This window comes from Massilia niastensis DSM 21313 (genome assembly GCF_000382345.1).
Taxonomy (GTDB): domain Bacteria; phylum Pseudomonadota; class Gammaproteobacteria; order Burkholderiales; family Burkholderiaceae_D; genus Telluria; species Telluria niastensis.
Map to the genome: position 1 here is coordinate 38,568 of NZ_KB908098.1, position 24,787 is coordinate 63,354.

25 protein-coding genes are annotated in these 24,787 nt (G+C 67.3%); 12 read left to right on the top strand and 13 right to left on the bottom strand.

Annotation, left to right across the window (positions count from 1 at the left end; genetic code table 11):
* Positions 1 to 24 precede the first annotated feature (24 nt).
* The 3 genes from H162_RS0114800 to H162_RS0114810 all read right to left on the bottom strand — a co-directional run bounded on the left by H162_RS0114800 (position 25) and on the right by H162_RS0114810 (position 2,613).
* Complete coding sequence (locus H162_RS0114800) at positions 25 to 372, bottom strand: hypothetical protein (RefSeq protein ID WP_020654256.1); 348 nt, start codon at positions 370 to 372, stop codon at positions 25 to 27.
* Positions 373 to 527: 155 nt separating this feature from the next.
* Positions 528 to 1,490: an IS1595 family transposase gene (locus H162_RS0114805; protein WP_020654257.1), complete on the bottom strand. Its 963-nt coding sequence runs from the start codon at positions 1,488 to 1,490 to the stop codon at positions 528 to 530.
* Between the two features lie 163 nt (positions 1,491 to 1,653).
* The gene (locus tag H162_RS0114810; RefSeq protein WP_156885622.1) at positions 1,654 to 2,613 is read right to left on the bottom strand and encodes a Bug family tripartite tricarboxylate transporter substrate binding protein; all 960 of its coding nucleotides are present in this window, start codon (positions 2,611 to 2,613) and stop codon (positions 1,654 to 1,656) included.
* Positions 2,614 to 2,867: 254 nt separating this feature from the next.
* On the opposite strand from H162_RS0114810, the gene H162_RS33255 reads away from it, so the two are divergent.
* From H162_RS33255 to maiA, 5 genes are all read left to right on the top strand, one after another.
* On the top strand, positions 2,868 to 3,095 hold the full coding sequence (locus tag H162_RS33255; protein WP_084677028.1) for a CoA transferase: 228 nt from the start codon (positions 2,868 to 2,870) through the stop codon (positions 3,093 to 3,095).
* Between the two features lie 106 nt (positions 3,096 to 3,201).
* Positions 3,202 to 4,605 carry a 3-isopropylmalate dehydratase large subunit gene (gene leuC / locus H162_RS0114815; protein WP_026354660.1) on the top strand — a complete coding sequence of 468 codons (1,404 nt, stop codon included), beginning with the start codon at positions 3,202 to 3,204 and terminating at the stop codon, positions 4,603 to 4,605.
* Positions 4,605 to 5,243: a 3-isopropylmalate dehydratase small subunit gene (gene leuD / locus H162_RS0114820; RefSeq protein WP_020654260.1), complete on the top strand. Its 639-nt coding sequence runs from the start codon at positions 4,605 to 4,607 to the stop codon at positions 5,241 to 5,243. The genes leuC and leuD overlap by 1 nt, the downstream gene beginning before the upstream one ends.
* A gap of 154 nt (positions 5,244 to 5,397) precedes the next feature.
* Positions 5,398 to 6,324 (top strand): LysR substrate-binding domain-containing protein, encoded by a 927-nt coding sequence (locus tag H162_RS0114825; protein WP_020654261.1) that lies wholly within the window; start codon positions 5,398 to 5,400, stop codon positions 6,322 to 6,324.
* A gap of 168 nt (positions 6,325 to 6,492) precedes the next feature.
* Positions 6,493 to 7,137 carry a maleylacetoacetate isomerase gene (maiA, locus tag H162_RS0114830; RefSeq protein ID WP_020654262.1) on the top strand — a complete coding sequence of 215 codons (645 nt, stop codon included), beginning with the start codon at positions 6,493 to 6,495 and terminating at the stop codon, positions 7,135 to 7,137.
* 82 nt (positions 7,138 to 7,219) lie between these two features.
* On the opposite strand, the gene H162_RS0114835 is transcribed toward maiA, so the two are convergent.
* Complete coding sequence (locus H162_RS0114835) at positions 7,220 to 7,417, bottom strand: hypothetical protein (protein WP_020654263.1); 198 nt, start codon at positions 7,415 to 7,417, stop codon at positions 7,220 to 7,222.
* Positions 7,418 to 7,693: 276 nt separating this feature from the next.
* On the opposite strand from H162_RS0114835, the gene H162_RS0114840 reads away from it, so the two are divergent.
* The 3 genes from H162_RS0114840 to H162_RS30965 all read left to right on the top strand — a co-directional run bounded on the left by H162_RS0114840 (position 7,694) and on the right by H162_RS30965 (position 12,157).
* Positions 7,694 to 8,458, top strand: a complete 765-nt coding sequence (locus H162_RS0114840; protein WP_020654264.1) for a substrate-binding periplasmic protein — start codon at positions 7,694 to 7,696, stop codon at positions 8,456 to 8,458.
* Positions 8,455 to 11,517: a response regulator gene (locus tag H162_RS30960; protein WP_020654265.1), complete on the top strand. Its 3,063-nt coding sequence runs from the start codon at positions 8,455 to 8,457 to the stop codon at positions 11,515 to 11,517. The genes H162_RS0114840 and H162_RS30960 overlap by 4 nt, the downstream gene beginning before the upstream one ends.
* 121 nt (positions 11,518 to 11,638) lie before the next feature.
* A complete protein-coding gene (locus H162_RS30965; protein WP_051109936.1) occupies positions 11,639 to 12,157 on the top strand; it encodes a hypothetical protein in 519 nt (172 codons plus the stop codon).
* On the opposite strand, the gene H162_RS0114855 is transcribed toward H162_RS30965, so the two are convergent.
* The 6 genes from H162_RS0114855 to H162_RS0114880 all read right to left on the bottom strand — a co-directional run bounded on the left by H162_RS0114855 (position 12,154) and on the right by H162_RS0114880 (position 16,624).
* Complete coding sequence (locus H162_RS0114855) at positions 12,154 to 12,444, bottom strand: hypothetical protein (RefSeq protein ID WP_026354661.1); 291 nt, start codon at positions 12,442 to 12,444, stop codon at positions 12,154 to 12,156. The two genes, H162_RS30965 and H162_RS0114855, sit on opposite strands and share 4 nt — an antisense overlap.
* 178 nt (positions 12,445 to 12,622) lie before the next feature.
* Positions 12,623 to 13,267, bottom strand: coding sequence for an ABC transporter ATP-binding protein (locus tag H162_RS0114860; RefSeq protein ID WP_020654269.1), 645 nt, complete (start codon positions 13,265 to 13,267; stop codon positions 12,623 to 12,625).
* Positions 13,268 to 13,287: 20 nt separating this feature from the next.
* The gene (gene phnE / locus H162_RS0114865) at positions 13,288 to 14,091 is read right to left on the bottom strand and encodes a phosphonate ABC transporter, permease protein PhnE (protein ID WP_020654270.1); all 804 of its coding nucleotides are present in this window, start codon (positions 14,089 to 14,091) and stop codon (positions 13,288 to 13,290) included.
* Positions 14,088 to 14,909: a PhnE/PtxC family ABC transporter permease gene (locus tag H162_RS0114870; protein WP_020654271.1), complete on the bottom strand. Its 822-nt coding sequence runs from the start codon at positions 14,907 to 14,909 to the stop codon at positions 14,088 to 14,090. Before H162_RS0114870 ends, phnE begins: the two co-directional genes overlap by 4 nt.
* Positions 14,909 to 15,724, bottom strand: a complete 816-nt coding sequence (locus tag H162_RS0114875; protein WP_020654272.1) for a phosphonate ABC transporter ATP-binding protein — start codon at positions 15,722 to 15,724, stop codon at positions 14,909 to 14,911. Before H162_RS0114875 ends, H162_RS0114870 begins: the two co-directional genes overlap by 1 nt.
* A gap of 18 nt (positions 15,725 to 15,742) precedes the next feature.
* The gene (locus H162_RS0114880) at positions 15,743 to 16,624 is read right to left on the bottom strand and encodes a putative selenate ABC transporter substrate-binding protein (RefSeq protein WP_020654273.1); all 882 of its coding nucleotides are present in this window, start codon (positions 16,622 to 16,624) and stop codon (positions 15,743 to 15,745) included.
* Positions 16,625 to 16,829: 205 nt separating this feature from the next.
* Between H162_RS0114880 and egtD the strand changes: the two genes are divergently transcribed.
* The 4 genes from egtD (at position 16,830) to H162_RS34045 (ending at position 20,224) form a co-directional block, all read left to right on the top strand.
* Complete coding sequence (gene egtD / locus H162_RS0114885) at positions 16,830 to 17,759, top strand: L-histidine N(alpha)-methyltransferase (protein WP_020654274.1); 930 nt, start codon at positions 16,830 to 16,832, stop codon at positions 17,757 to 17,759.
* 2 nt (positions 17,760 to 17,761) lie between these two features.
* Entirely contained in the window at positions 17,762 to 18,985 is a 1,224-nt protein-coding gene (gene egtB / locus H162_RS0114890; protein WP_020654275.1) for an ergothioneine biosynthesis protein EgtB, read from the top strand.
* Positions 18,982 to 19,923 carry a YihY/virulence factor BrkB family protein gene (locus tag H162_RS0114895; RefSeq protein ID WP_020654276.1) on the top strand — a complete coding sequence of 314 codons (942 nt, stop codon included), beginning with the start codon at positions 18,982 to 18,984 and terminating at the stop codon, positions 19,921 to 19,923. The genes egtB and H162_RS0114895 overlap by 4 nt, the downstream gene beginning before the upstream one ends.
* A gap of 94 nt (positions 19,924 to 20,017) precedes the next feature.
* Positions 20,018 to 20,224, top strand: a complete 207-nt coding sequence (locus H162_RS34045) for a hypothetical protein (RefSeq protein ID WP_156885624.1) — start codon at positions 20,018 to 20,020, stop codon at positions 20,222 to 20,224.
* 58 nt (positions 20,225 to 20,282) lie between these two features.
* On the opposite strand, the gene selD is transcribed toward H162_RS34045, so the two are convergent.
* The 3 genes from selD to H162_RS0114915 all read right to left on the bottom strand — a co-directional run bounded on the left by selD (position 20,283) and on the right by H162_RS0114915 (position 24,433).
* The gene (gene selD / locus H162_RS0114905) at positions 20,283 to 21,341 is read right to left on the bottom strand and encodes a selenide, water dikinase SelD (protein ID WP_020654278.1); all 1,059 of its coding nucleotides are present in this window, start codon (positions 21,339 to 21,341) and stop codon (positions 20,283 to 20,285) included.
* A 123-nt stretch (positions 21,342 to 21,464) separates the two neighbouring features.
* Positions 21,465 to 22,448 (bottom strand): selenoneine biosynthesis selenosugar synthase SenB, encoded by a 984-nt coding sequence (senB, locus tag H162_RS0114910; protein WP_020654279.1) that lies wholly within the window; start codon positions 22,446 to 22,448, stop codon positions 21,465 to 21,467.
* A 392-nt stretch (positions 22,449 to 22,840) separates the two neighbouring features.
* Positions 22,841 to 24,433, bottom strand: coding sequence for a DEAD/DEAH box helicase (locus H162_RS0114915; protein WP_026354662.1), 1,593 nt, complete (start codon positions 24,431 to 24,433; stop codon positions 22,841 to 22,843).
* Positions 24,434 to 24,787: the final 354 nt, after the last annotated feature.

Genomic DNA, 24,787 nt, shown 5'->3' on the forward strand with positions numbered 1-24,787 from the left:
CGGGCGCCCGCCGGCATGAGCGTCTTATTCGTCGAAGTCCTCGGCCAGGTTCTTCCAGCCGCGGCTCTTGGCGAACGCGGCGAATTCCTCGGGCGCCTCGAGCACGATGACGCGGCTCTCCTGCAGGCCCGGATCGCTATGGCCGAAGTCCGGCCCCTTGTACCCGACAGCGCGCAGGCGATCGACGATCTGGCGTACGAGCACAGTGTCCTTGTACGCGCCGGGATCGAGCTTGTTCGCGAACTCCACATACACGTCGATGATCCCGTAACCCTCGTCGAAGATGCGGATCGCCTTGACGTCGAGGGTACGGCCGTTGCCGTCCTTGGCCTGGAAAGGGCCGGACAGTTCAATATCGGAGTCAGTAGTCATGGATTGAAGCATACCATCAGGGCGCGCCTCCCGGGGTCAGGCAGCAGTCGACACTGAGCGTCGGGTGGTGTCACTGCTGGGGGCGACCTGTCCGATACGATGGTTTTTCATGGATTGAATTGAAAAGACCTCGCAAAATCAACACCTAGGCGCTGTCACCTTTGTATATGGAAGAGCCCGATCGCGGCCCTGAGCAATTGTTCTGCGGAACTGATGCGCCCGCCGTCCAGCGCCCATTGCCAGCCGAGATAGTTGGGCAGGTAGCGCGACGCGACGCCGTGGAAGCGCGCCAGCCACTCACGAAAACGCCGGTGATAGGCATTCACGTTCTGCACGTGGATGGCGCCACGCACCCGCTCGCCGGCGCGCAGGCTGACGGTCTGGTGCGCGATGCCGGCTTCGCGGGCGAACGCGCGGTAGGCGGCGTGCGGGTCGGTCACCAGCAGGACCTCGGGATCGAGCACCGGCCGCAGGTGCTGGTGCAGCTGGCGGGTGGTGACCGCGCCCCGTCCCGTGACATAGTCGACGGTCTGCCCCGTGCGATCGCGCGCCACCAGGATGCAGTCGAGTTCCCGCGAGATGCCGCGCCGCCTGGCCACGCCGCCACGCTTGCGCGGTGGACGATCGAGCTTGCGCGATCCCTTTTGCGATTCGAGCAGGAACATTTCGTCGGCCTCGGCAATGCCTTTTAAACTGCTTGGCCGGTCGAGTTTGGCCAGGTGCAGGAAGCGGTGGCGCCAGCGAAAGCTCGTATTCCGATGCACGCCCACCGCCTTGGCCGCCGCCCGGACCGACTTCGAGTCGAGCATCGTGTCCAGGTAGTCGAGCCATTTCGCGCGGTGCCGCAGCCGCGCCAGCGGCGTGCCGGTGAGGTCGTTGAAGGTGCGCCCGCACTGGCGGCAGCGGTAGCGCTGCAAGCCATTGGCATGGCCGTGCCGGTGGCAACACTTGCTTGCGCAGGCGGGACAGCAGCGCCGGGCCGCCCTGGCCTGCGCGATCGCTTCGACGACCCGGTCCAGGCCAACGGCCGGACGCAGGGCTTGCAGCACCTGTGCCCGCTGGGGCCGGGTCAGCCCCGGCAGCCGTTTCAGCCACCTCTTGAAACTCGCCGCCTTCATCCTGCCTCCGCCCTTGATGCGATAGGCGTTGGACCAGGCAAAAGCTCAACAGTTCATAGCGGCCCAACAGGAAACGGTGACATCGCCAACACCTATGACAGGCAAGGCCTGTCATAGGCTATCCATGTGTAGCCGATACAGGGAAACGAGTTGTTGCCCGTATTTAATCCAGCTTGATATTTGCCTTCTTGATCACGTTTTGCCAGTAGTCAAGCTCCGTGTTCACCAGGCTGTTCAAGGCCGCCGGATTCAGGTAGCGCACTTCGACGCCTTGGGCGGCGGCCTGCTTCCTGGCTTCAGGCGTCTCCAGCGCTTGCTTCACACTCTCGCTAAGTTGCGTCACCAGGGCGGGTGGGGTGCCCGCCGGGGCAAACAGCCCGACCCAGGCTTCCAGCGTAAATTCAGGCAAGCCGGCTTCGGCCGTGGTGGGTACCGTCGGCATCATCGGATGATGGGTCTTGCCGGCAACCGCCAGTGCCTTCAGCTTGCCGGACTGGACGTGCTGCATCACCGATGGCGGCGTGGTGATGAATATCTGCACTTGTCCGGACAGCACGTCCGAAATCGCCTGGCCGGAACCTTTGTAGGGAACGTGCAGCATGTCGGTGCCAGTCTGCTGCTTGAACAATTCGGTCCCGATATGCGACAGCGAGCCATTGCCTTGGGAAGCGTAGGAGACCTTGCCGGGGTTCTTTTTCAGGTAGGCGATCAGTTCGCGCAGATTATTGACGGGCAGCGAAGGATGCACGGCGATGACGTTGGTGGCAGCGACAAGCAGCGCTACCGGCGTGAAATCCTTCGGCGCCCACGGCAGCTTCGTCATCAGAGCTGGGTTGGCTGTGTGATAAGCCGAATACGACACCAGCAGGGTAGCGCCGTCCGGTGCGGAGCGGGCAACCATCTGGTAAGCGATATTCCCGCTACCGCCAGGGCGGTTGTCGACCACGACTGTATGTTTGAGTATTTGTCCCAGCGGTTGGCCTATCACGCGGGCGGCGGTGTCGACCACGCCACCGGGAGGATTGGGAACGATCAGGCTGATCGGCCTGGATGGCAGCGATTGGGCCAGTGCGACTGCGGAGGAGGTGAGCAGCAGCATGCTGCAGGCAAGTTTGCGGAACATCGTGAGTCTCCTGTGAATTTAGTTTTGAATTGGCGCCGCTCTCGACTGCGGGATTCCAGGTAAAGCACGGGTACAGGGCAAATTTACCGATTTATTGGCAGTTCGGTATTCGTATTATCGACCGTCCTGCCTTCGCATTTCACGAAGCCTTCGCATTCCACGAAGCCCGAATTGCCGATTTAGAACTACCGCTCTCCCGCGCCTTGGGGTCACACTTGACAGCGGCATCCCCGCTTCGAGGTCGACCTTCGACAATGACTCATCAGGTTCTGTCCGGCATCCGGATTCCGGAGTCAGGACAGTTGGTCGCCGGGCCGGTCGCCGCCACAAGCTTTGCCGGTTCTGGCGCGGAAGTGATCGAAGTAGAAACGCCGGGCGACGGCGACCCCTGGCTTCGGGAAAGACGGCGTCCCTTCGGGCCGCATCGATGCGGCCAAGGATGTCGCCGGGGATGGGCACTGTCGGGCGCGCGGCGTGATTGAAAACGTACAGGGCGTGGACGGGCTGGAAGTTTCAGCAGCAGGCTTTGCTCACCGGTCGAGCAATCAATTTACAAGCGTAAGTCACGGGATGGAGGGACAGAAGAACATGGCACAAACTCTTTACGACAAGCTGTGGGCCCGGCATGCGGTGCATGTCGAGGAAGATGGCACCACGCTGCTGTATGTCGATCGCCATCTGCTCAACGAGGTCATGAGCCCGCAGGCATTCGAAGGCTTGCGCATGCATGAGCGCAAGGTGTGGCGCATCGCCTCGAACCTTGCGGTAGCCGATCACAACATTCCGACCACCGCGCGCAGCGCCGGCATCGACGATCCGGTTTCGCGCCTGCAGGTCGAGACGCTGACGAAGAACTGTGGCGAATTCGCCATTACTGAAATCAGCATGGCGGATAAGCGGCAGGGCATCGTGCACGTCATCGGGCCCGAGCAGGGCATCACCCTGCCGGGCTTGAGCGTGGTGTGCGGCGACAGCCATACCAGCACCCATGGCGCATTTGCTTGCCTGGCGTTCGGCATCGGCACCTCCGAAGTCGAGCATGTACTGGCGACGCAATGCCTGCTCGGCAAGAAATCGAAGAACATGCTGGTGAGCTTCGACGGCCAGCTGCCTGCGGGCGTCACGGCCAAGGACATGGCGCTGGCCATGATCGGCAAGATCGGTACCGCCGGAGCGACGGGCTACGCGATCGAGTATGCCGGAGAGGCGGTCAGCGCCTTGTCGATGGAAGGCCGCATGACCTTGTGCAACCTGACGGTGGAAGCCGGCGCCCGCTGCGGCATGATTGCCGTGGACGATAAAACGATCGGCTACCTGCAAGGCCGGCCGCAAGCGCCGCGCGGAGAACAATGGGAACGGGCGGTGGCGTACTGGCGCACCCTCAAGAGCGACGTGGACGCGGTGTTTGACCAGCTTGTGACGATCGACGTGACCCAGATCAAGCCCCAGGTCACGTGGGGAACTTCCCCTGAGATGGTGACCACAGTCGACGGCATGGTGCCCGATCCGGCGCAAGAGCCGGACCCGGTCAAGCGCGCCGGCATCGAGCATGCGCTGGCCTACATGGGGCTGGCGCCCCGTACGCCGATTACCGATATCCATGTCGACGTCGTATTCATCGGCTCCTGCACCAACTCGCGCATCGAAGACTTGCGCGCCGCCGCTGCCATCGTGCGCGGCAGGCAGGTGGCGCACAACGTGCAGCTGGCCATGGTGGTGCCGGGCTCCGGGCTGGTCAAGCAGCAGGCCGAGGCCGAAGGACTGGATGCCATCTTCAAGGAGGCGGGGTTTGAATGGCGCGAGCCGGGCTGCTCGATGTGCCTGGGTATGAATGCCGACCAGCTGCAGCCGGGGCAACGCTCTGCCTCGACCTCGAACCGCAACTTCGAGGGAAGGCAGGGCGCCGGCGGGCGTACCCATCTGGTCAGCCCGGAAATGGCCGCCGCCGCCGCCGTCATGGGACACTTTGTCGATATAAGGGATTGGCATTAATGGAAACGTTCACCATACATGAAGGGCTGGTCGTGCCGCTGGACCGCGGCAATGTCGATACCGATGCCATCGTTCCGAAGCAGTTTTTGAAATCCATACGGCGTTCCGGTTTTGGTGTGAATCTGTTCGATGCCTGGCGCTACCTGGACATCGGCGAGCCGGACCAGGATTGCAGCAAGCGGCCGCTGAACCCGGATTTTGTGCTGAACCAGCCGCGCTATCAGGGCGCGAGCATCATGCTCGCCCGTGAGAATTTCGGCTGCGGAAGTTCGCGTGAGCATGCCCCCTGGGCCCTGGCTGACTACGGCTTCCGCGTCATCATCGCGCCTTCCTTTGCTGAAATTTTCTATAACAATTGCTTCAAGAATGGCTTGCTGCCGATTGTTCTTGCGGAACAGGAAGTCGACGACTTGTTCAAGGCTTGCGAGAGTACGCCCGGTTTCCGGTTGACCGTCGACCTGCCGGCACAAATTGTCGCCTGGCCAGGCAAGCAGCGGGTAAGCTCGTTCGAGGTGGATCCTTCGCGCAAGCACCGCCTGCTTCATGGCTTGGACGACATTGCGCTGACAATCAGCCATTCCGACAAGATCAAGGCATATGAAGCATGGCGAAAGCAGGAGGAAGACTGGGTATTCTGAGGTTCGGCGGATCGCTCCGCAAGGCTGTGGGGGCTGGCGGCGCGTTCCGCCGTCGCCGCCTCGACTGGCCTTTGCGCGCACCCGCGGACAAGAGCCCCGTGCGCGTGTGGCAAAATGAACGCTTGCCGACATCGGTGCATCAAGGAGAGCGCTTGTGAACTATGCGCGGTTCGATCTGGTCACGCTCAACCTGTTCATTGAAGTTGCGCGCACCGGCAGCATTACACGCGGCGCGCAGCAGTCCAATCTTGCCATGGCTGCCGCGAGCAAGCGCATCTCGGACCTGGAAACCCACCTGGGAGCCAGGCTGCTTTACCGCCACGCCAATGGCGTCACCCTGACGGATGCCGGCCATACCTGTTTCCAGCATGCGCTCGGCATTCTCCAGGATGTCGACAAGATGTCGGGCGCGCTGTCCGATTTCGCTGCAGGCAGCCGGGGGCAGGTACGCATCTGGGCGAATACGTCCGCCATCACCCAGTTCCTTCCCGACGACTTGACCCGTTTCCGGCGCGAGCACCCTGGTATCCGGATCAGCCTGGAAGAGCGCAACAGCGGCGACGTGGTGGCCGCGGTGCGTGAAAACCGTGCCGATATCGGCCTCTTTGCCGACCGCACCGCGGTTGGCGACGTGGAAGTGTTCGATTACCGCAAGGACCAACTGGTACTGATTGTTTCCCAGGACCATCCGCTGGCCACGCATGCAAGCGTGGCGCTTGCCGATGCCTTGGACTATGAATTTGTCAGCCTGTCGGAAGCGACTTCGCTTGCCGAGCGGCTGCGCGCGGAATGCAGCCGGCTTGAGAAGCCACTGAAGCTGAGCATCCAGGTGCGCAGCTTCGACGCGGTCTGCCGGATGGTGATGGTCGGCCTGGGCATCGGCGTCCTGCCGTATCTGGCAGCCGAACCGCATGTGCGCTCGATGGGCCTGAAACTGATTACGCTGACCGACGACTGGGCGGAGCGCACCCTGCTGCTGGCGCTGCGCAGCACCTTGGCGCCGCCAATGCCGGTCAGGCTGCTGGCCAGCAGCCTCAGCGCCGATGCGGCGAGGGCGATCAAGCTGTCGAACAGCGTGTAGACGAAACCTGATGTTCGCTGCCCTCATCGTTCGCAACATGACTTCGTACGGCGCCAGCCGCCTGGGCTGGCCTGGTCAGGCAGGGGCAAGGGTGACGGAATGAAGTGGCCAACGGGGCCGAGCCTGATCGGCCTTTCCCTATGGGTCTAGCATAGAAAAGAAACCGCCATGAAGCTGTATACCTATTTTCGCAGCTCTGCTGCATATCGCGTCCGCATTGCGCTGAACTTGAAGGGGATACAAGCCGAGCTGTTGCCTGTGGACCTGTTGAAGGACGGCGGGGAACAGTTCGGCGCCGCATACGACGCGCTCAACCCGTCTCACCTCGTACCCATGCTGGAGGACGATGGGATGCTGTCCACGCAATCGCTGGCCATCATCGAATATCTCGACGAGACCTGTCCAGGCAATCCACTACTGCCGCGCACCCCACGGGAACGGGCCCGCGTTCGCGCGCTTTCCCAGGTCATCGCCTGTGATATCCACCCGCTCAACAACCTGCGCGTACTGAAGTACCTGAAAAGGAAGCTGAACGCCTCGCCCGAACAGCGGGATGAATGGTACCGCCACTGGATATCGCTGGGACTGGAAGCGCTGGAACGCCAGTTGGTGCGCGATCCCGAGACTGGCCTGTTCTGTCATGGCGATACCCCGACCATGGCTGACTGCTGCCTTGTTCCGCAACTGTACAACGCACGCAAATTCGACTGCGACCTGACGCCCTATGCAAGCCTGGTCGCCATTGCCGAACGCTGCGAGGCGCTGCCGGCGTTCCGCAATGCGCGGCCAGAGGAGCAGCAGGACGCTCGCTGAACGTCCCCATAGGCAAGAGCAAGCGACAGGAAGCGGTTGTACGAAGAGAGGCATGGCTTGCCGGCGCATGCCCCGGGCCATCTCAGGCCAGCGCTTCCCTGGCAGCTTCCTCGGGCGTGAGCGAGGCATAGAATTGGTCGGTAAACCAATCGATTTCCTCTTCGATATGATCCTGCGCCTGCTCGACGGTGGCGCCGCCGGCGACCAGGAATCCCTCCACTTCGATGCACCATTGAATGAACGCCAGGGTTTCTTCGTCGAGTTCTTCTTTCTTTGCCATGTCATTTTCCTTTACTGTTGAATTATCGGCGAACCGGCGCGATCGGCGCTGTGGTGATTTTACCGTAGCGGCCCGGTCGCCCGACTTCGGGCGGCCGCCGGCCATGTCCGGCGCACGGCGATCGTTGTCGAAGGCTGGTCCCGGGCTTGCCGGACAAGGGCCGGCGAACCCACTGTCGCGCAGCCGGCACGGCGCCTTCATTTTGCTGTTACTCAGCAATGTCTGATGGCATACTCCGATGATTGTCTGTTCAATCACATTCGCCCTCGGAACTCCATGCAGCGCTTCGTCTTTCTCGTGCTTTCCGTCTGGTGCGCCCTGGCCCGGGCCGCCGGGCCGGGCAGCGTCACCCTGTGCTTCGAGCGCCAGGCCGTGGCGCCCTGGCGCACGCTGGACGGCGGCGGCCTGAATTTCGACCTGCTGAACGAGGTCGCGCGCCGCACCGGCGTCAGTTTCGACTACCAGAGCATGCCGTGGAAGCGCTGCCTGGAGCAGCTCAAGACCAACCAGGTCAGCGGCGCCTTCGCGGTCAGCTTCAACCAGGAGCGCATGGCGCTGGGCGCCTTCCCGGGCGGCCAGCAGGCCGACCGCTCCAGGCGCATGCACGTCGACAGCTACATGCTGGTGCGCCGCCGCGGCAGCCGGCTCGAGTGGGACGGCAAGCAGTTCAAGCACCTGCACGGCCGCATCGGCGTCCAGCTGGGCTACTCGGTGGGCGACTTCCTGCGCGCGCGCCAGGTGCCGGTGGACGAGGGCAGCCAGCGCTCCGATGAACTGGCGCAGAAGCTGATCGCGGGCCGGGTGTCGGGCGCCGCGCTCGGCGGCGGCGACGCCGCGCGCATGATGCGCGGCCCGCTCGGCGCCTTCCTCGAAGTGGCGCCGCTGCCGCTGGTGGAAAAGGATTATTACCTGGTGCTGTCGCACGCCTTCGTGGCCAGCCAGCCGCAGCTCGCGGCGCGCCTGTGGGACACGATCGCGCAGGTGCGCACCAGCCCGGCCTACCGCAAGCGCGAACAGGCCGCCGCCGCGGGAGGCCGGTGAGCCGCCGGCGCGGCGTGCGGCTGCTGCCGCACCGGCTGGTCGAGAACTGGCGCCAGAACATCGTGTTCCGGCTCGGCGCCGGGATCGTGCTCGCGGTCGCCCTGTCGACCGGCGTCTACACCACCTACACCCTGCATGCGCTGCGGGCCGAGGCCGACGCCAGGCTGCAGGAGCGCATCGAGCGCCAGGCCACGGTGCTGTCGCACGCGCTGGCGCGTCCGCTGTTCGACATCAACAGCGCCGCCGTGTCCTCGGTGGTCGACGCGCTCGGCGCCACGCCCGAGGTCCAGACCCTGCGCGTGCTGGCGCCCGACGGCAGCCTGCTGGCAGCGCTGGACAACCGCGACAACGGCATGGCCGCGGTGCGGGTGCGGCGCCGCATCGCCTTCAACGACGGCAGCCGCGCCTATTCGGTCGGCGTGATCGAGCTGGCCTTCTCGCGCCAGCAGAGCGACGAGGACCTGCGCGGCCAGATCATCCATACCGCGGCCGCCAACGTGCTCCTGACCCTGGCGATCGTGCTGTGCGTGTTCGTGGTCGGGCGGCGCATGTCGCAGCCCTTCGCCGACATCCAGGACGCGCTGGAAAAGCTGGCGCGCGGCGAGACCGACATCCGCTTGTCGGGCATCGGCCGGCGCGACCAGGTGGGACGCCTGTCGTCGGCGGTGCTCAGCTTCCGCGACACCCTGAACCGGCTGCGCCAGGCCGAGCAGGCGACCTCCAAGCTGTTGCACGAGAAGAGCCGCATCGAGCAGCAGTTGCGCGAACTGAACGAGGACCTGGAACAGAAGATCGCCGCCCGCACCGAGGAACTGACGCAATCGAACCTGCGCGCCGAGGCGGCCAACGTGGCCAAGTCCGAGTTCCTGGCCAACATGAGCCACGAGATCCGCACCCCGATGAGCGCGATCATCGGCATGGCCTACCTGGCGCTGCGCACCGACCTCGATCCCAAGCAGCAGGACTACGTCGGCAAGATCCACCGCGCCGCGCTGTCGCTGCTGGGGATCATCAACGACATCCTCGACTTCTCCAAGATCGAGGCCGGCAAGCTGGAGGTCGAGCAGGTGCCGTTCTGCCTCGACGACGTGCTCGCGAATGTCGCCAGCGTGACCAGCCAGCGCGCCGCCGACAAGCAGCTCGAATACCTGTTCCACGTGCCGCATGCGGTGCCGCGCCAGCTGGTCGGCGATCCGCTGCGCCTGGGCCAGGTCCTGATCAACCTGGTCAACAACGCGGTCAAGTTCACGCCCGGCGGCGAGCTGCAGCTGTCCTGCATTCCGCTGCGCGGGGCGCCGGCCGGCAAGGTGCGCCTGCGCTTCGCGGTGCGCGACACCGGGATCGGCATCGGCGAGGAACAGCAGGCCAAGCTGTTCCGTGCGTTCAGCCAGGCCAACGGCTCGACCACCCGCGAATACGGCGGCACCGGCCTCGGACTGTCGATCTCGCAGCAGCTGGTGGGCCTGATGGGCGGACGGATCGCGGTCGAGAGCGCGCCCGGCGCCGGCTCGACCTTCCTGTTCGACCTCGAGTTCGCGCTGTCCGGCGAGCCGGAGGCGGCGTTCAGGGCGCCGGCCGAGCTGGCCGGGGCGCGCGTGCTGGTGGTCGACGACAGCGCGCTGGCGCGCGCGGTGCTGCGCGAGGCGCTGGCGGTGCTGCCGCTGCGGGTCGATTGCGCTGCCGACGCGCGCCAGGCCGAGGCCGCGATCGGCGCCGCCGACGCCGCCGGGATGCCGTACCGGCTGGTGCTGACCGACTGCGGCATGGAAGGCATGGACGGCATCGACCTGGTGCGCCGCCTCAAGGCGGATGCCGCGCTGCGCAGCCAGCCGCTGAGCATCCTGGCCACCCCGTTCGGGCGCGAGGAGGTGCAGGCGGCGGCCGAGGCGGCCGGCGTGAACGGCATCCTGTTCAAGCCCTTCGTGCAGTCGGCGCTGGCCGAGGCGCTGGCGGGGCTGTTCGGTCGCGGGCGCACGGGGGCCGCCGGCGCCAGCGTGGCCGGCGCCGGCCAGCTGGCGGCGCGCGTGCTGCTGGCCGAGGACAACCCGGTCAACCAGCAGATCGCGCGCGAGCTGCTGGAAGCGCAGGGCATCGATGTCGACGTCGCCGCCACCGGCCGCCAGGCGCTCGACAAGCTGCTCGCGGCCGGGCCGGGCGCCTACCGCCTGGTGCTGATGGACCTCGAGATGCCGCAGCTGGACGGGCACGCGGCGACGGTGGAGCTGCGCCGCGACCCGCGCTTCGCCGAGCTGCCGGTGATCGCGATGACGGCGCATGCGCTGGCCGAGATCCGCGAGCGCTGCCTGCGCGAAGGCATGCAGGACTACATCACCAAGCCGGTCGACCCGGAAAAGCTGTACGCGACCCTGGCGCGCTGGCTCGGAAAGGGCCTGCCGGCGCGGCCCGCGCCGCCGGCGCCCGACCAGCCCGCCCAGCCCGCGCTGCCGGCGCTGACCGGGATCGACACCGCCTTCGGCCTGCGTAACGTGGGCGGCAACGGCGCGCTCTACCTGGAGCTGCTCGACCGCCTGCGCGACACCCAGCGCGACGCCGGCAGCTGCATCCGCGCCGACCTGGCCTCGGGACGGTTGAGCGAGGCCGCCGGCCGCGCCCATACCCTGCGCGGCGTGTGCGGCAACATCGGCGCACGCGACGTGCAGGCCCTGGCCCAGGAAGTGGAGGAGGGGGCGCGCCGGGCCAGCCCGGGCGTCACCGGCCCGGCACTGGCGCGCAGCGCCGGCGCGCTGGAACAGGCGCTGGCCAGCGTGATGGCCGCGCTCGACCGGCACTTCGCCGGCGCCGGCGCGCGCGCCCCGGCGGCCGCGCCATGCGCGGCAAGCCAGGATGCGGCCAGGGCGGTCGCCGAGCTCGACACGCTGCTGGCCGAATTCTCGGGCGAGGCCCGCGATTATTTCGCCAGCGCGCGTGGCGCGCTGGCCGGGGTGCTGCCTGCGGGCGCGCTGGCGCGCCTGGACCACCACCTGTCGCGCTACGAATTCGAGGAAGCGCGCCTGCTGCTGGCGCAGGCCCGCGCCTCCGACATCGCGGAATCCTCATGAGCGCGGCCGGCAGGGACCGGGCGGCCATCTGATCGTCGACGACGCCTGAATCGTGCGCGCCTACCGTTCGGCGGGCAAATCGTTTATATTGTTCGCCCTTTGAACGTTGGAGTCACACATCATGCCAAGGAAAACGGCGACCGGCAGCGCGGCGCCGGCGACCAGCGCGCGCGCGAACGGCCCCGCAGCCACGGCGCCCAGGGCCGCCCCCGCACGCGCCGCCGCGGCCAAGCCCGCGGCCAAGCCCGCAGCCAAGCCCGCAGCCAAGGCCGCGCCGGCGAAGAGCGCCGCGCCGGCCCGCGCCAAGCCCCTCAGGACCGCCGTGAAGGCGGCCGCGAAGGCCATCGCCGCACCGCCCGCGAAGAAGACCGCGCAGAAGGCGCCGGCGCGCGCCGGGCGCGAGGGCGCCGAGGAGGCGCGCCCCTTGCTGGTGCGCGACAGCTTCACCATGCCGGAACACGAGTACGCGGTGCTGGCCGACGTCAAGCAGGCCTGCCTGCGCGCGGGCATCGATGTCAAGAAGAGCGAATTGCTGCGCATCGGCGTGGCCCTGCTGGGCCAGCTGGATCTTCCCACCCTGAAGAGCGTGCTGGCGGCGCTCCCCCAGCTCAAGACCGGGAGACCGCCCGCCCAGGGCTAATGGATCGAGGAGGCGCTGGTCAGTTCCTTCAGCTCGCGGATCGGGATGTTCGACTTCTCGTGCATGCGCAGGAGGATGGTCGCGCCCACATTGAGCTTGCGGTGGCGGATCTTGCTGATGATCGGCGGCTGCACCTCGAGTACGCGGCACAGCTCGGCGTCATTCTTCAGCTGCAGGCGCTCGATGAGGGTATCGAGCAGCTTGTTCGGCACAAAACTCGACGGCTCCAGGGCGCGGGCCCGGTGCATCGCTTCGAGCATTTCCTGTTTTTTCTGTCTTACACTCATGTTGGGCTCTCCAAGATGAAAACATGGGTTTGAGGACAGATCGACTGTTTTGGAAAGGTGCCCAGCCTGTTGTGTTCGCTAATACGGCGGCTGGTCGTTGTGATAGTACTACGATTGCGTCACGCACGATTACACGATTTAACTAAAGTTGCCTTATTGTCGCGTTTCTTCCTGGAATTTACGCGAATTTCAATCCGGAACTTGTCAGCAGCAGCACCTGGTCGGCCATGTCGGCCGCAGCATGCGAGTGGGTCACCATGATGGCGCCGGCGCCGTGGGCGCGGGTTTCGCTGCGCAGCAGCCTGAGGATGCCACCGGCGGTGTCGGGGTCGAGGTTCCCGGTCGGTTCGTCGGCCAGCAGCAGGGCGGGGCGGTGCACCAGCGCGCGCGCGATCGCCACCCGCTGCATCTCGCCGCCCGACAGCTGGCGCGGGAAGTCGTTGCCGCGCCCGCCGAGGCCCACCGCTTCCAGCATGGCGTCGGCGCGCGCATCCGGTTCGTGGTTCAGCAGCAGGGGCAGCGCCACGTTCTGGCGCAGGGTCAGGTGCGGCAGCACGTGGAAGGCCTGGAAGATGAAGCCCATGCGGGTGCGGCGCAGGCGCGTGGCGGCGTCGTCGTCGAGGGCCGACATCGGGGTGCCGTCGACGATCACCCGCCCGGAGTCCGGCGTGTCGAGGCCGGCGATCAGGTTCAGCAGGGTCGACTTGCCGACCCCGGACTCGCCCATGATGGCGACGAATTCGCCGGCCCGGAACGCATGCGACAGGCCGTCCAGCACGGTGCGTCCGCCGTAGGATTTGGTGAGCCGGTCGAGTTCGAGCATGGGTCGTATGGGTCAGCGGATCAGCGGGTCAGGGCACGGCGCAGCAGGAAGCTGGCCGCGTCGACGAAGGCCACCAGCAGCAGCATCGCGATCACCACCGTGGCCGCGCTCTGCATCTGGAACAGCGACAGGTGGTACTTGAGCATCTGGCCCAGGCCGCCGGCCCCGACCACGCCCAGCACCGCCGCCGCGCGGATGTTGTTCTCCCAGCGGTACAGGGTGTACGAGAGCATCTGCGGCAGCGCCTGCGGCAGGGTGGCGTAGAAGAAGGCGCCCAGGGCCGGCGCGCCGTTGGCGCGCAGGCTGGCTTCCGGCAGCGGCTCGACGTTCTCGAGCGCGTCGGCGAACAGCCGTCCCAGCACGCCGGTGGTGTGCGCGGCCAGCGCCAGGGTGCCGGGCAGCGGTCCCAGGCCGGCGGCGACCAGCAGTACGGCGGCCCAGACCAGCTCGGGCACCGAGCGCAGCACGTTGAGCACGATGCGGGTCGGCCCGCGCAGCAGGGCGCCCATGCGACCGGACGCCGGCAGCGCCAGCAGCAGGCCGAAGATGGCGGCCAGCAGGGTGCCGACCGCCGACATGGCCAGGGTCTCGAGCAGCGCCAGCGCGCATTTCCACAGGAAGGCGGGACTGGTCTCGGGCGGCGCGAAGCCGCGCAGGAATTCGGCCGCCGAATCGATCGCCTCGACCGTGAAGAAGGCCTTCCATTGCAGCGGCAGGGTGGCGAAGCTGGCGACCACCAGCGCGACCAGGCCGGCCAGCAGCAGCCAGGTAGCGATCGAGCGCGGCGGAGGCGGCGGAGCCGAAGACAGTGCGGCGCGCTTCATGCCAGCCTCGCGCGCAGCAGTTTCGAGACGCCGTCGGCCGCGGCCACCAGCAGCACGAACACCAGCAGCATGGTCGCCACTTCGCCGCCGGCCATCATCCTGGTCGATTCGTCGAGGCGCTGGCCGAGCCCCCCCGCGCCGACGAAGCCCATCACCGCCGAGCCGCGGATCGCGCACTCCCAGCGGTACACGGTATAGGACACCAGCTCGGCGCTCGAGTCGGGCAGGGCGCCGTACAGCAGCGCGCCCAGGCGCGGACTGCCGTTGCCCAGCAGCGCGTCGGTGGCGTGGGCGTCGGAAGATTCGAGGATCTCGGCATACACCTTGGCCAGCATGCCGCTATAGGACAGGGCGATCGCCAGCACCCCGGCGGTGGGGCCGAGGCCGACGATGCGCACGAACAGCAGCGCCCACACCAGTTCCGGCACGCTGCGCAGCACCACCAGCACCCAGCGCAGCGCCTGGCGCACCAGCGCCGCCAGGGGGCGGGTGCGTCCGGTGCCGAGGCGCGACACCGACAGCCGCGAAGTGATGACCAGGGTCGCCGGCACCGCGCCCAGCAGGGCCAGCGCCAGCCCGGCGGTGGCGATCGCCACCGTCTGCCAGGTCTCGGACAGCACCATGCGCAGGAATTCGGGGTCGTGCGCCGGCTTCAGGAAATCGGACAGGAACATGCCGGCCGCGCGCAGGCTCTGCGCATCGAACAGCAGCCAGGGCTTGAACTCGCTCGCCGCCAGCATCGGCCACAGCAGGACCAGGAACACGGCGCCGGCGGCCAGGCGCGTGCGCCAGGCCGGATCGGGATGCGCGACCGCCATCAGTAGCAGGCGCCGACGGCGAGGCGGTCGGGCGATTCGTGCGGGGTGGCGGGATGCGGCTGCACGCTCTCGTTCGCATACAGCTCGGCGATCATGGCGTCGCTGACCTGTTCGCGCGCGGCGTCGAACACGATGCGGCCGTCGCGCAGTCCGACCAGGCGCGGGAACTGCTCGCGCGCCAGGTCGACCTGGTGCAGGCTGCACACCAGGGTGGCGCCGCGCGCCTGCGCTTCCTGGCGCAGGGTGGCCAGGGTGTGGCGCGCCAGGTTCGGGTCGAGCGCGGATATCGGTTCGTCCACCAGCAGCGCTTCGGCGGTGGACAGCAGCAGGCGCGCCAGGCCGCAGCGCTGGCGCTCGCCGCCGGACAGGCGGTCGACGCGCGCATACAGCTTGTCGCCCAGGCCGAAGCGGCTCAGGGCCGCATGGGCGGCGTCGGGATCGCGCGGGCGCACCAGCGAGCCCAGGGCCTGCCACAGGCTCCAGTGCGGCAGGCGCGCGGCCAGCACCGCCGTCACCACGCGCTGGCGCGGCGGCAGGGGCGGCGTCTGCGGCGCCAGGAACAGGCGCGCGCGCAGGCGATGGCGTGCGTCCTGGGACAGGGCCCAGGGATCCTGGCCCAGCACGTCGAGCGAGCCCTCGGCCGGCCGGTGGGCGCAGGCGAGGGTGGACAGCAGGGTGGTCTTGCCAGCCCCGGACGGTCCGATCAGCGCCACCTGCTCGCCCTGGCCGATGACCAGGTCGAGCGCGTGCAGCGCGGGCGCCTTGCTGCCCGTCAGGTGGCGCACCGTCAGTTGCCGGAGCCGGAAGCTCGTCATCGCCTGCCCGCCGTCTGCTTACTTCAGCAGGCCGGCGTTGCGCGCGGCCGCCTCGATGGCGCCGTAGTTCGCGGTCCTGGTCGGCACGAAGCGGGTGGCGCGCTGCAGGTCGAGGATTTCCTTGCCCTGCGGGGTCGAGGCGTCCAGCGCCAGGAAGGCGTCGGTGATCTTCTTCTTCAGCGCCGGGTCCATGTCGCTGCGCACGGTCCAGTTGTAGTCGAAGTAGCCCGGGGTGGTGTAGAACACGCGCACTTCCTTCGGGTCGACCTTCTTCGCTTCGACCAGCTTTTCCCAGACCGAGATGTTGAGCGCGCCGGCGTCGACCTTGCCGCCCGCCACCGCCGCCACGGTCGCGTCATGCGCGCCCGAGAAGGCCACGCGCTTGAGGTCGGTGTCCGGATCGACCTTCGCGCCCAGCAGGAAGGAACGCGGCATCAGGTGGCCCGAGGTCGACGATTCCGAGCCGAAGGCCAGGGTCTTGCCGCGCAGGTCTTCCAGCTTGTTGATGCCCGGCTGGGTGGTGATGAAGACCGAACGGAACTTCTCGTCCTCGGCGCGCTGCACCAGCGGCGTGACCTGGCCCTTGCTGCGCACGTTGGCCTGCACGAAGGTGAAGCCGCCGAACCAGACCATGTCGATCTTGCGGTTGATCAGGCCCTCGACCGAGGCCGCGTAGTCGGTGACCGGGGTGAACTCGACCTTCAGGCCGGTGGCCCTGGCCAGGTACTCACCCAGCGGCTTGAACTTGCGCTGCAGTTCGGTCGGCGCTTCGTCGGGGATCGCCGAGACGCGCAGCACGCCGGCGCTGCCCTGGGCGGCGACGGCGCCGGCCAGCAGCAGGCTGCCGGAGGCGGCGAGGATCAGGTTGGTCAGGAAGCGACGGCGGATGAACGAGGTCATGGTGGCTGTTTTTATTCAGGTTGAGGATGGGAAACCCGGGGTGCACGCTTGGACGCCAAGCGGATGCGGCGCGATCGAGGAATCCGCTATGATAGCAAGAACTGCAATGCTTACAGGCCATCTCGCATGGTGCGGTATGGCGGCACGAATGATAAACCTTATGCTGACATCCTGCACGACCGACGATCTTTCCCATCGAGCCGGCATGCCGGTGGCAAATGCCCACGAAGCCGAGGAATTGCACGCCGGATTGCTGGCGCGCCACGCCTGGATCTCGCCCAAGTTCCTGTACGACGCGCTCGGGTCCCGGCTGTTCGAGGCCATCTGCGAGCTGCCCGAGTATTACCCGACCCGCACCGAGGCGTCCATCTTCGAGCACCACGGCGCCGAGATCGCGCGCGCGGCCGGCTCGGACGCCACGCTGGTCGACCTGGGCGCGGGCAACTGCGCCAAGGCCGCCTCGCTGTTCCCGCTCCTGCAGCCGGCCCAGTACGTGGCGGTCGACATCTCGGCCGAGTTCCTGTGCGTGGCGCTGGCCAGCCTGCGCCAGCGCTTTCCCGACATCGCGATGGAAGGGCTGGGCATGGATTTCTCCACCCGCTTCGAGCTGCCGCCGCTGGTGCGGGCCGAGCGCCGCCTGTTCTTCTACCCCGGCTCGTCGATCGGCAACTTCACGCCCGACGAGGCGCACGGCTTCCTGCGCCGCCTGCGCGCGCAGTGCGGACGCGACGGCGGGCTCCTGATCGGCATCGACCTGGCCAAGGACAAGGCGGTGCTGGACGCGGCCTACGACGACGCGCTCGGGGTCACCGCCGCCTTCGACCTGAACATCCTGCGCCACGTGAACGAGCTGCTCGACGCCGACTTCGACATCCGCCAGTGGCGCCACCACGGCTTCTACAATCCGGAGCTGGGCCGGGTCGAGATGCACCTGGAGGCGCGCAGCGCCCAGCACGTGCGCTGGCGCGGCGGCGAGCGCCGCTTCGAGGCGGGCGAGCATATCCACACCGAGAACAGCTACAAGTACCAGCAGGCCGACGCCATCGACCTGCTGGAGCGCTCGGGCTTCGAGGCGACCCACCTGTGGACCGATCCGCAGCGCTGGTTCGCCGTCATCCACGCACAGGCGGTCTAGCCATGAGCGAAGCGCAACCCGATACCCTGGTCCAGGCCTTCCAGTCGGTGCGCCAGCGCTCCCTGCACCTCGCCGAGCCGTTGAGCGCCGAGGACTGCTGCGCCCAGTCGATGCCCGACGCCAGTCCCGTCAAGTGGCACCTGGCGCACACCACCTGGTTCTTCGAGACCTTCATCCTGAAGCCGCGCGAGGAAGGGTTCACGCCTTTCCATCCGGCCTTCCGGGTGCTGTTCAATTCCTACTACAACGGCGTCGGCGCCAAGCATCCGCGCCCGCAGCGCGGCCTGCTGACCCGGCCCTCGCTGGACGAGGTGCGCGCCTACCGCGCCCAGGTCGACGGCCGCATCCGGCGCCTGCTCGAGTGCGGGGCCGACCCGGCGCTGGCGGCGCTGGTCGAACTCGGCCTGCAGCACGAGCAGCAGCACCAGGAGCTGATGCTCACCGACGTCAAGCACCTGCTGGCGCAGAATCCGCTGTATCCCGCGTATGAGGCCGACCCGCTCGGACATGCCGCCCCGGCGCCGGCGTCCGACTGGATCCCGTTCGAGGGCGGGCTGGCCGAAATCGGCTTTGGCGGACGCGGCTTCTGTTTCGACAATGAGCTGCCGCGCCACCGCACCTATGTGGCGCCGTTCGCGCTGGCATCGCGCCTGGTGACCAACGCCGAATACCTGGCCTTCATCGAGGCCGGCGGCTACCGCGACCCGGCGCTCTGGCTGTCCGAGGGCTGGGACCGGGTCTGCGCCGGCGAATTGCAGCATCCGCTGTACTGGCTCGGGCAGGAGGGCGGATGGGGCGAATTCACCCTGCACGGGGTGCAGGCGCTCGACCCGCAGCGCCCGGTCACCCACGTCTCGCTGTACGAAGCCGACGCCTATGCGCGCTGGCGCGGCGCGCGCCTGCCGACCGAGGCCGAATGGGAATTCGCCGCGCGCCAGGCCTGCCTGGCCGGCGGCGCCCTGCATCCGGCGGGCGCCAGCGGCGAAGGCTTGATCCAGATGTTCGGCGCCTGCTGGCAGTGGACGTCCAGCAGCTACGCGCCTTACCCCGGCTATGCGCCGGCGCCGGGCGCGATCGGCGAATACAACGGCAAGTTCATGGTCAACCAGTACGTCCTGCGCGGCTCGTCCTGCGCCACCCCGGACGGCCATGCCCGTCCCAGCTACCGCAACTTCTTCCCGGCCGGAGCGCGCTGGCAGTTCACCGGGATCAGGCTGGCGCGATGACCCGCTTGCGGGACTGGCGCGCGCGCCTGATGGATTACCGCGCCAACGCCTACATCGTTTCGCACCCGCTGGCCTTCGGCCTGCAGGTCCTGAAGGCTTTCCGCGCCAACCAGGGCCTGCTGCTGGCCGGCGCGGTCGCCTATTACGCGCTGCTCTCGATCATCCCCTTCCTGATGCTGGTGGTGGTGGTGCTGTCGCACTTCATCGACCAGGTCGAGCTGCTCGACACCCTGCGCCGCTACCTCGAGCTGCTGGTGCCGGGCCAGTCGGGCTCGATCGTCGCCGAGGTCGACAACTTCCTCGACAACCGCCCGGCCATCACCTGGGTGCTGGCGGTGACGATGCTGTTCTTCAGTTCCTTCGCCTTCACGGTGCTGGAGAACGCGATGAGCGTGATCTTCGTGCACCGCTTCGCGATCCGCAAGCGCCGCTTCTGGGTCTCGGCGGTGCTGCCCTACTGTTATATGCTGGCGCTGGGCATCGGCATCATGATCGTCAGCCTGGTCGCCGGCACCCTGCAGGTGATGGGCGAGGAGAGCGTCTGGCTGTTCGGCTACCAGTGGTCGCTGAACGGGGTGTCCGGGGTGCTGCTCTACCTGCTCGGCCTGGCGGGCGAGATCCTGGTGCTGAGCTCGATCTACCTGGTGATGCCGGTCGGGCGGCTGTCGGTCTGGCACGCCCTGATCGGCGGCTTCACCGCCGCGCTGCTGTGGGAGGCGGCGCGCCATGTGCTGGTCTGGTATTTCTCCACCCTGTCGCAGGTGAACATCGTGTACGGCTCGATGGCCACCGCCATCGTGGTCATGTTCAGTATCGAAATCGCCGCCACCCTGCTGCTGCTCGGCGCCCAGGTCATCGCCGAGTACGAGCGCGTGGGTCAGGCCGGCGGCAAGGCAGCGCCGGTGGCGATCGATCCGGTGTTGCCCGGCCACTCTTGAATATTGCGCTTAATCAATTCCTTTCAGGCAGATAAGGGCACAGTAGGGCTTGCGCCGGGACCGACCGTGCGCGGGCCACCTGAAGGGAGATGCCATGAGCCAAGCTGCCGCTGTCCATTTCCCCTTGCCGGCCGCGCTGGCCCTGGCGGCCGTCGTGCTGGTCCTGCTGGCGCTGGGCGCGCTCGTGCTCAGGCTGCGCCGGCCGGCGCCGGTGCGCGTGCCGGCATGGGTGCATGGGCGCGAAGGCCTGCGGCCCGGGGAGTGCGAGGAGCTGCCGTCGGAACGGCGCCAGCATCGCTAGCACGCACCGCCGGCTAGCGCGCCGGCGTGCACGGCGCGGGCCTGTGCGCCGAGGCGCCTCAGGCGCCGACGCTGACCTTCGGCGCGCCCGCTTCCATGCGGCCGATCACGGCGGCGTGCCCGAAGCCTTCGCGCGCGAACAGCGCCAGCACCTCGTCCACCGACGCCGGATCGCAGGACACCAGCAGCCCGCCCGACGTCTGCGGATCGGTCAGCAGCGCGCGCTGGGCCGGCGTGATCGCCGCATCCAGCTCGACATCCTTGCCGTAGGCATCCCAGTTGCGGCCTGACGCGCCGGTGAAGAAACCGTCCTGCGCCAGTTGCAGCACGCCCGGCAGCAGCGGCACCGCGTCCATGTCGAGGCGGGCCGACAACTGGGCGCCGCGCGCCAGTTCGAGCAGGTGGCCGAGCAGGCCGAAGCCGGTGACGTCGGTCAGCGCGTGCACGCCCGCCATCTCGGCCAGCGCCTTGCCCGGCTTGTTCAGCTTGGTGGTGTTGGCGATCATGGCGGCGTAGCCTGCCGCGTCCAGCGCATCCTTCTTCAGCGCGGCCGACAGCACGCCCACGCCGAGCGGCTTGCCGAGGACGAGCAGGTCGCCGGCGCGGGCGTCGGCATTGCGCTTGACCTTGGACGGATGCACCAGGCCCAGCACCACCAGGCCGTAGATCGGCTCGACCGAGTCGATCGTGTGGCCGCCGGCGATCGGGATGCCCGCTTCCGCGCAGATCGATTCGCCGCCGCGGATGATCTGGCCGATGGTATCGAGCGGCAGCTTGTTGACCGGCATGCCGACCAGGGCCAGGGCCATGATCGGGGTGCCGCCCATCGCGTACACGTCCGAGATCGCGTTGGTGGCGGCGATGCGGCCGAAGTCGAAGGGATCGTCGACGATCGGCATGAAGAAGTCGGTGGTGGCGATCAGGGCCTGCTCGTCGTTCAGCTTGTAGACCGCGGCGTCGTCGGCGGTCTCGATGCCGACCATCAGCTCCTTCGGCACCGGGAAGCCGCCCGACTTCTTCAGGATCTCGGCCAGCACGCCCGGGGCGATCTTGCAGCCGCAGCCGCCGCCGTGGGAGAAGGAAGTGAGTTTGATGGCTTGTTCGGTCGTGTTGCTCATGTCGGTTCCGGAAGATAGGGATGATTGGTGACCTCGAAACCTACTGCGCGTTGCACTGTCGGCTTGCGATGCTCGCTGTACTCCCGTACAGCTGCGTTTCTCAGCCAACATTGCTGCCGCTCGCTACGGTTTCTTAAGGTCTCCGTTGGTGTGCAGCAGATTATCCACCAAGTCACGCACCGCCGCTTGCTCCGCCTTTGGCGCGAACAGCGGCGCGCGCGCCGCGCACTGGCGGCGCAGCAGTTCCAGAAAGGCGCGGTCCCCGATGCTGCGCTCGATGAGCCGCGCCAGCGCACCGGCGTCGCCGACCGGAAAATAGCCGGCATAGTCGCGGCCCAGCATGCCGCGGTTGCCGTCGATATCGGACGCCAGCACCGGCACGCCGCAGGTGACGGCTTCGATGATGACGTTGGCCCCGCCTTCCATGGTCGAGGCGATGACCATCGCGTGGCAGCGCTTCAGGCGCTGGCGCGCCTGCGCATGGGGCAGGGGACCGAGCCAGCGGTAGCGCGGATTGTCCGCCATCGCCGCCCGCGCCGCGTCGCCCAGCGCCGGGTCGAGCGCGCCGCCGATGTGCAGCAGGCGCGCGTCGGGGCGGGTGAGCAGTGCGGCGGCGCGGATGAAGGTCAGCGGATCCTTTTCCTCGCGCAGGTGGCCGATCATGCACAGGTCGTGGCGGCGCCGCTTGTCCGGCCGGTGCGGCGCCAGCGCGGGCGCGGACTGGTAGATCACGCGGGTTTTCGCGCGCAGGGCTGCGGGCAGCAGGGCGAGGCCGGCTTCCTGCAGCACCACCAGCGCATGCGCCGCCGCCAGCGAGGCCTGGGCCTCCGGCGAGGAAGCGATGTCGCGGTACAGGTCGGTGCCGGTCAGGACCAGCACCGTGGGGCGGTCCGGGCAGGCGCGGCGAAAGGCGGCCAGCGACGCCGCCGAGCGGCGCGCATGCAGCGCCACCAGCAGGTCGGGCGCCGGATCGCCCGCATGCCAGGCATCGGTGATGGCGACGTCGTGCACACCGCGCAGGAAACGCGCCCAGCGGCTGGCAGTCTGCCAGTTGCCGTTGTTCTGGCGGGCGGTGGCGGGGCTGACGATGAGGACGCGCTTGCGCACGGCGGAACTCCGGAAAACGAAACGGGCGGGCGCAGATTATATAGTGCGGACGAAAAAAACGGCTGCCGAAGCAGCCGGAACGAGCGTGGCATTCAGGGTCAGGTCTGTCATTCGGACACGGACGCACAACCCTTGCGAAATCTCAGAACGGTTTTAAGTAAGCTGAGACTTTTTCCTCTTTTCGACATTGTCCGTTGCGCGCGGGTTTCGGTGACAACGGTGAGCCGAGCATTGGCGAGTTTGGGATAAACAAACCAGCATTTTGAGATGTCGCAAAGGTGCTCGCTCGGTGTCCGAATGACAGATCTGACCCTGAATGCCGTTGACAGCGATGCATGGATAAAAAAACGGCTGCCGAAGCAGCCGTTTCTCATGCGCAGCCGAGGGCTGGCTTATTCGCCGAACGAGCGGCGGGCGCCGTCCATCGAGCGCGGGTGCGAACCCTTGTAGCCGCCTTCGCGGCGCTGGCCGTCGCGCGGAGCGCGTTCGCTCGTGGTGCGGGCAGCGTAGCCGCCTTCGCGCGGAGCACGCTCGCCCGGGGCGCGGGCGGCATGGCCGCCTTCACGCGGGCCGCGATCGGCGAACCGGCCTTCGTACTGCGGGCGCTCGCCCGTGCCAGCCGCACGCGGAGCGCGGTCGGCGTACTGCGGACGGTCGCCGGTGCCGCGACCGGCGTAGCCACCTTCGCGCGGACCCGACGGCTTCGAGAAGCTGCGCTGGCCCGGCTTGCCGTTGCGGCCATCGCCCGGCTTCCAGCCCGGACGCGCCGCTGCCGGCGCGCGCTTCGGCTCGAAGCCCTCGATGACGCCGACCGGGACCGGCTGCTTGGTGAAGCGCTCGATGCGGCGCATGTTCATGCCTTCCGAGTGGTTCACCAGCGAGATCGCGATGCCGTTGCGGCCCGCGCGGCCGGTACGGCCGATACGGTGCACGTAGTCTTCCGGGAACTTCGGCAGGTCGTAGTTCACCACGTGGGTGATGTTCGGCACGTCGATGCCGCGCGCGGCGACGTCGGTCGCCACCAGCACCTTGACACTGCCGCGGCGCAGGCTGTCCAGGGTGCGGTTGCGCGCGCCCTGGTGCATGTCGCCGTGCAGCGCGGCGGCCGCGAAGCCGGCGATGTTCAGGCGGTCGGCGATCATGTCGGCGTCGCGCTTGGTCGCGGTGAACACCACGGCCTGGTCCAGCGCCTCGTCACGCAGCAGGTGGTCGAGCAGGCGGTTCTTGTGCGACAGGTCGTCGACAAAGTGCACGCGCTGCGAGATGTTCTCGTGGCGATTGTTGGCGCTGGCGATCTGGATCACCATCGGGTTGGTCGTGATGCGGCGCGCCATGTTGCCGACCACGCCGTCCAGGGTGGCCGAGAACAGCATGGTCTGGCGGGTCGTCGGGGTCGCCTCGACGATCTTCTCGATGTCTTCGATAAAGCCCATGTCCAGCATGCGGTCGGCTTCGTCCAGGACCAGGATTTCCAGTTGCGAGAAATCGATCTTGCCCGAATCCATGTGGTCGATCAGGCGGCCCGGGGTCGCCACCAGGATTTCAGGATTCTTCGCCAGCAGTTGCATCTGCTTCGGGTAGGGCATGCCGCCCAGGATCGAGACGCAGCGGATGCGGCGCATCTGGGTGGTGTATTGTTCGGTCGCGCTGGTCACCTGCAGTGCCAGTTCGCGGGTCGGGGTCAGGACCAGCATTTTCGGCTGGGCCGGCTTGAAACGGACACGTTCGCCACGTGCGCGCGCCGACTGCGCTTCCTGCGCAGGGGTGCGGGGCTGCGGCGCCTGCTCGGCGTTGGCCAGCTGGTGCAGGGCCGGCAGCATGAACGCCGCGGTCTTGCCCGAACCGGTTTGCGACGACACCAACAGGTCGCGACCGGCGATGGCGGCGGGGATCGCCTGCTCCTGGACCGGGGTCGGATTGGTGTAGCCGGCATCTGCCACTGCCTTGACGAGGGACGCGTGTAAGCCTAGTGCTTCAAAACTCATTGTGTTCTTAACTTTCGGAATAGATCATGCGCGCTCACGCGGTTGTTGCGAGCGCAAAATAGCAACGCGAACCAACACTACGAAATGACTCGAAAACGAAAGAAATTTCGGCACAAAAGCTTTGCGCCGGGACGGTGTCATGACTTCGACACGCAGGGCGGGAGGGCTTTATAAGAGGCGCTTGATGAAGCCGCCTGAGGTTAGCGATGCTGCTTGGTTTGTACTACAGGCATTGCTCGGGCGGCTAGGGCCGCGCGGTATTTTGCAACGCACAAACGTCACTATACAGGAGTTTCTGAAAACGTGCACGAGCACGGCCGCAGCCGTGTGCACTTATTGCCGGCCAGAAACGGC

Coding starts and splice junctions, on each gene's coding strand:
- H162_RS0114800 (WP_020654256.1), bottom strand. CDS start 372: ATGACTACTGACTCCGATATTGAACTGTCCGGCCCTTTCCAGGCCAAG.
- H162_RS0114805 (WP_020654257.1), bottom strand. CDS start 1,490: ATGAAGGCGGCGAGTTTCAAGAGGTGGCTGAAACGGCTGCCGGGGCTG.
- H162_RS0114810 (WP_156885622.1), bottom strand. CDS start 2,613: ATGTTCCGCAAACTTGCCTGCAGCATGCTGCTGCTCACCTCCTCCGCA.
- H162_RS33255 (WP_084677028.1), top strand. CDS start 2,868: ATGACTCATCAGGTTCTGTCCGGCATCCGGATTCCGGAGTCAGGACAG.
- leuC (WP_026354660.1), top strand. CDS start 3,202: ATGGCACAAACTCTTTACGACAAGCTGTGGGCCCGGCATGCGGTGCAT.
- leuD (WP_020654260.1), top strand. CDS start 4,605: ATGGAAACGTTCACCATACATGAAGGGCTGGTCGTGCCGCTGGACCGC.
- maiA (WP_020654262.1), top strand. CDS start 6,493: ATGAAGCTGTATACCTATTTTCGCAGCTCTGCTGCATATCGCGTCCGC.
- H162_RS0114835 (WP_020654263.1), bottom strand. CDS start 7,417: ATGGCAAAGAAAGAAGAACTCGACGAAGAAACCCTGGCGTTCATTCAA.
- H162_RS0114840 (WP_020654264.1), top strand. CDS start 7,694: ATGCAGCGCTTCGTCTTTCTCGTGCTTTCCGTCTGGTGCGCCCTGGCC.
- H162_RS30965 (WP_051109936.1), top strand. CDS start 11,639: ATGCCAAGGAAAACGGCGACCGGCAGCGCGGCGCCGGCGACCAGCGCG.
- H162_RS0114855 (WP_026354661.1), bottom strand. CDS start 12,444: ATGAGTGTAAGACAGAAAAAACAGGAAATGCTCGAAGCGATGCACCGG.
- H162_RS0114860 (WP_020654269.1), bottom strand. CDS start 13,267: ATGCTCGAACTCGACCGGCTCACCAAATCCTACGGCGGACGCACCGTG.
- phnE (WP_020654270.1), bottom strand. CDS start 14,091: ATGAAGCGCGCCGCACTGTCTTCGGCTCCGCCGCCTCCGCCGCGCTCG.
- H162_RS0114870 (WP_020654271.1), bottom strand. CDS start 14,909: ATGGCGGTCGCGCATCCCGATCCGGCCTGGCGCACGCGCCTGGCCGCC.
- H162_RS0114875 (WP_020654272.1), bottom strand. CDS start 15,724: ATGACGAGCTTCCGGCTCCGGCAACTGACGGTGCGCCACCTGACGGGC.
- H162_RS0114880 (WP_020654273.1), bottom strand. CDS start 16,624: ATGACCTCGTTCATCCGCCGTCGCTTCCTGACCAACCTGATCCTCGCC.
- egtD (WP_020654274.1), top strand. CDS start 16,830: ATGCCGGTGGCAAATGCCCACGAAGCCGAGGAATTGCACGCCGGATTG.
- egtB (WP_020654275.1), top strand. CDS start 17,762: ATGAGCGAAGCGCAACCCGATACCCTGGTCCAGGCCTTCCAGTCGGTG.
- H162_RS0114895 (WP_020654276.1), top strand. CDS start 18,982: ATGACCCGCTTGCGGGACTGGCGCGCGCGCCTGATGGATTACCGCGCC.
- H162_RS34045 (WP_156885624.1), top strand. CDS start 20,018: ATGAGCCAAGCTGCCGCTGTCCATTTCCCCTTGCCGGCCGCGCTGGCC.
- selD (WP_020654278.1), bottom strand. CDS start 21,341: ATGAGCAACACGACCGAACAAGCCATCAAACTCACTTCCTTCTCCCAC.
- H162_RS0114915 (WP_026354662.1), bottom strand. CDS start 24,433: ATGAGTTTTGAAGCACTAGGCTTACACGCGTCCCTCGTCAAGGCAGTG.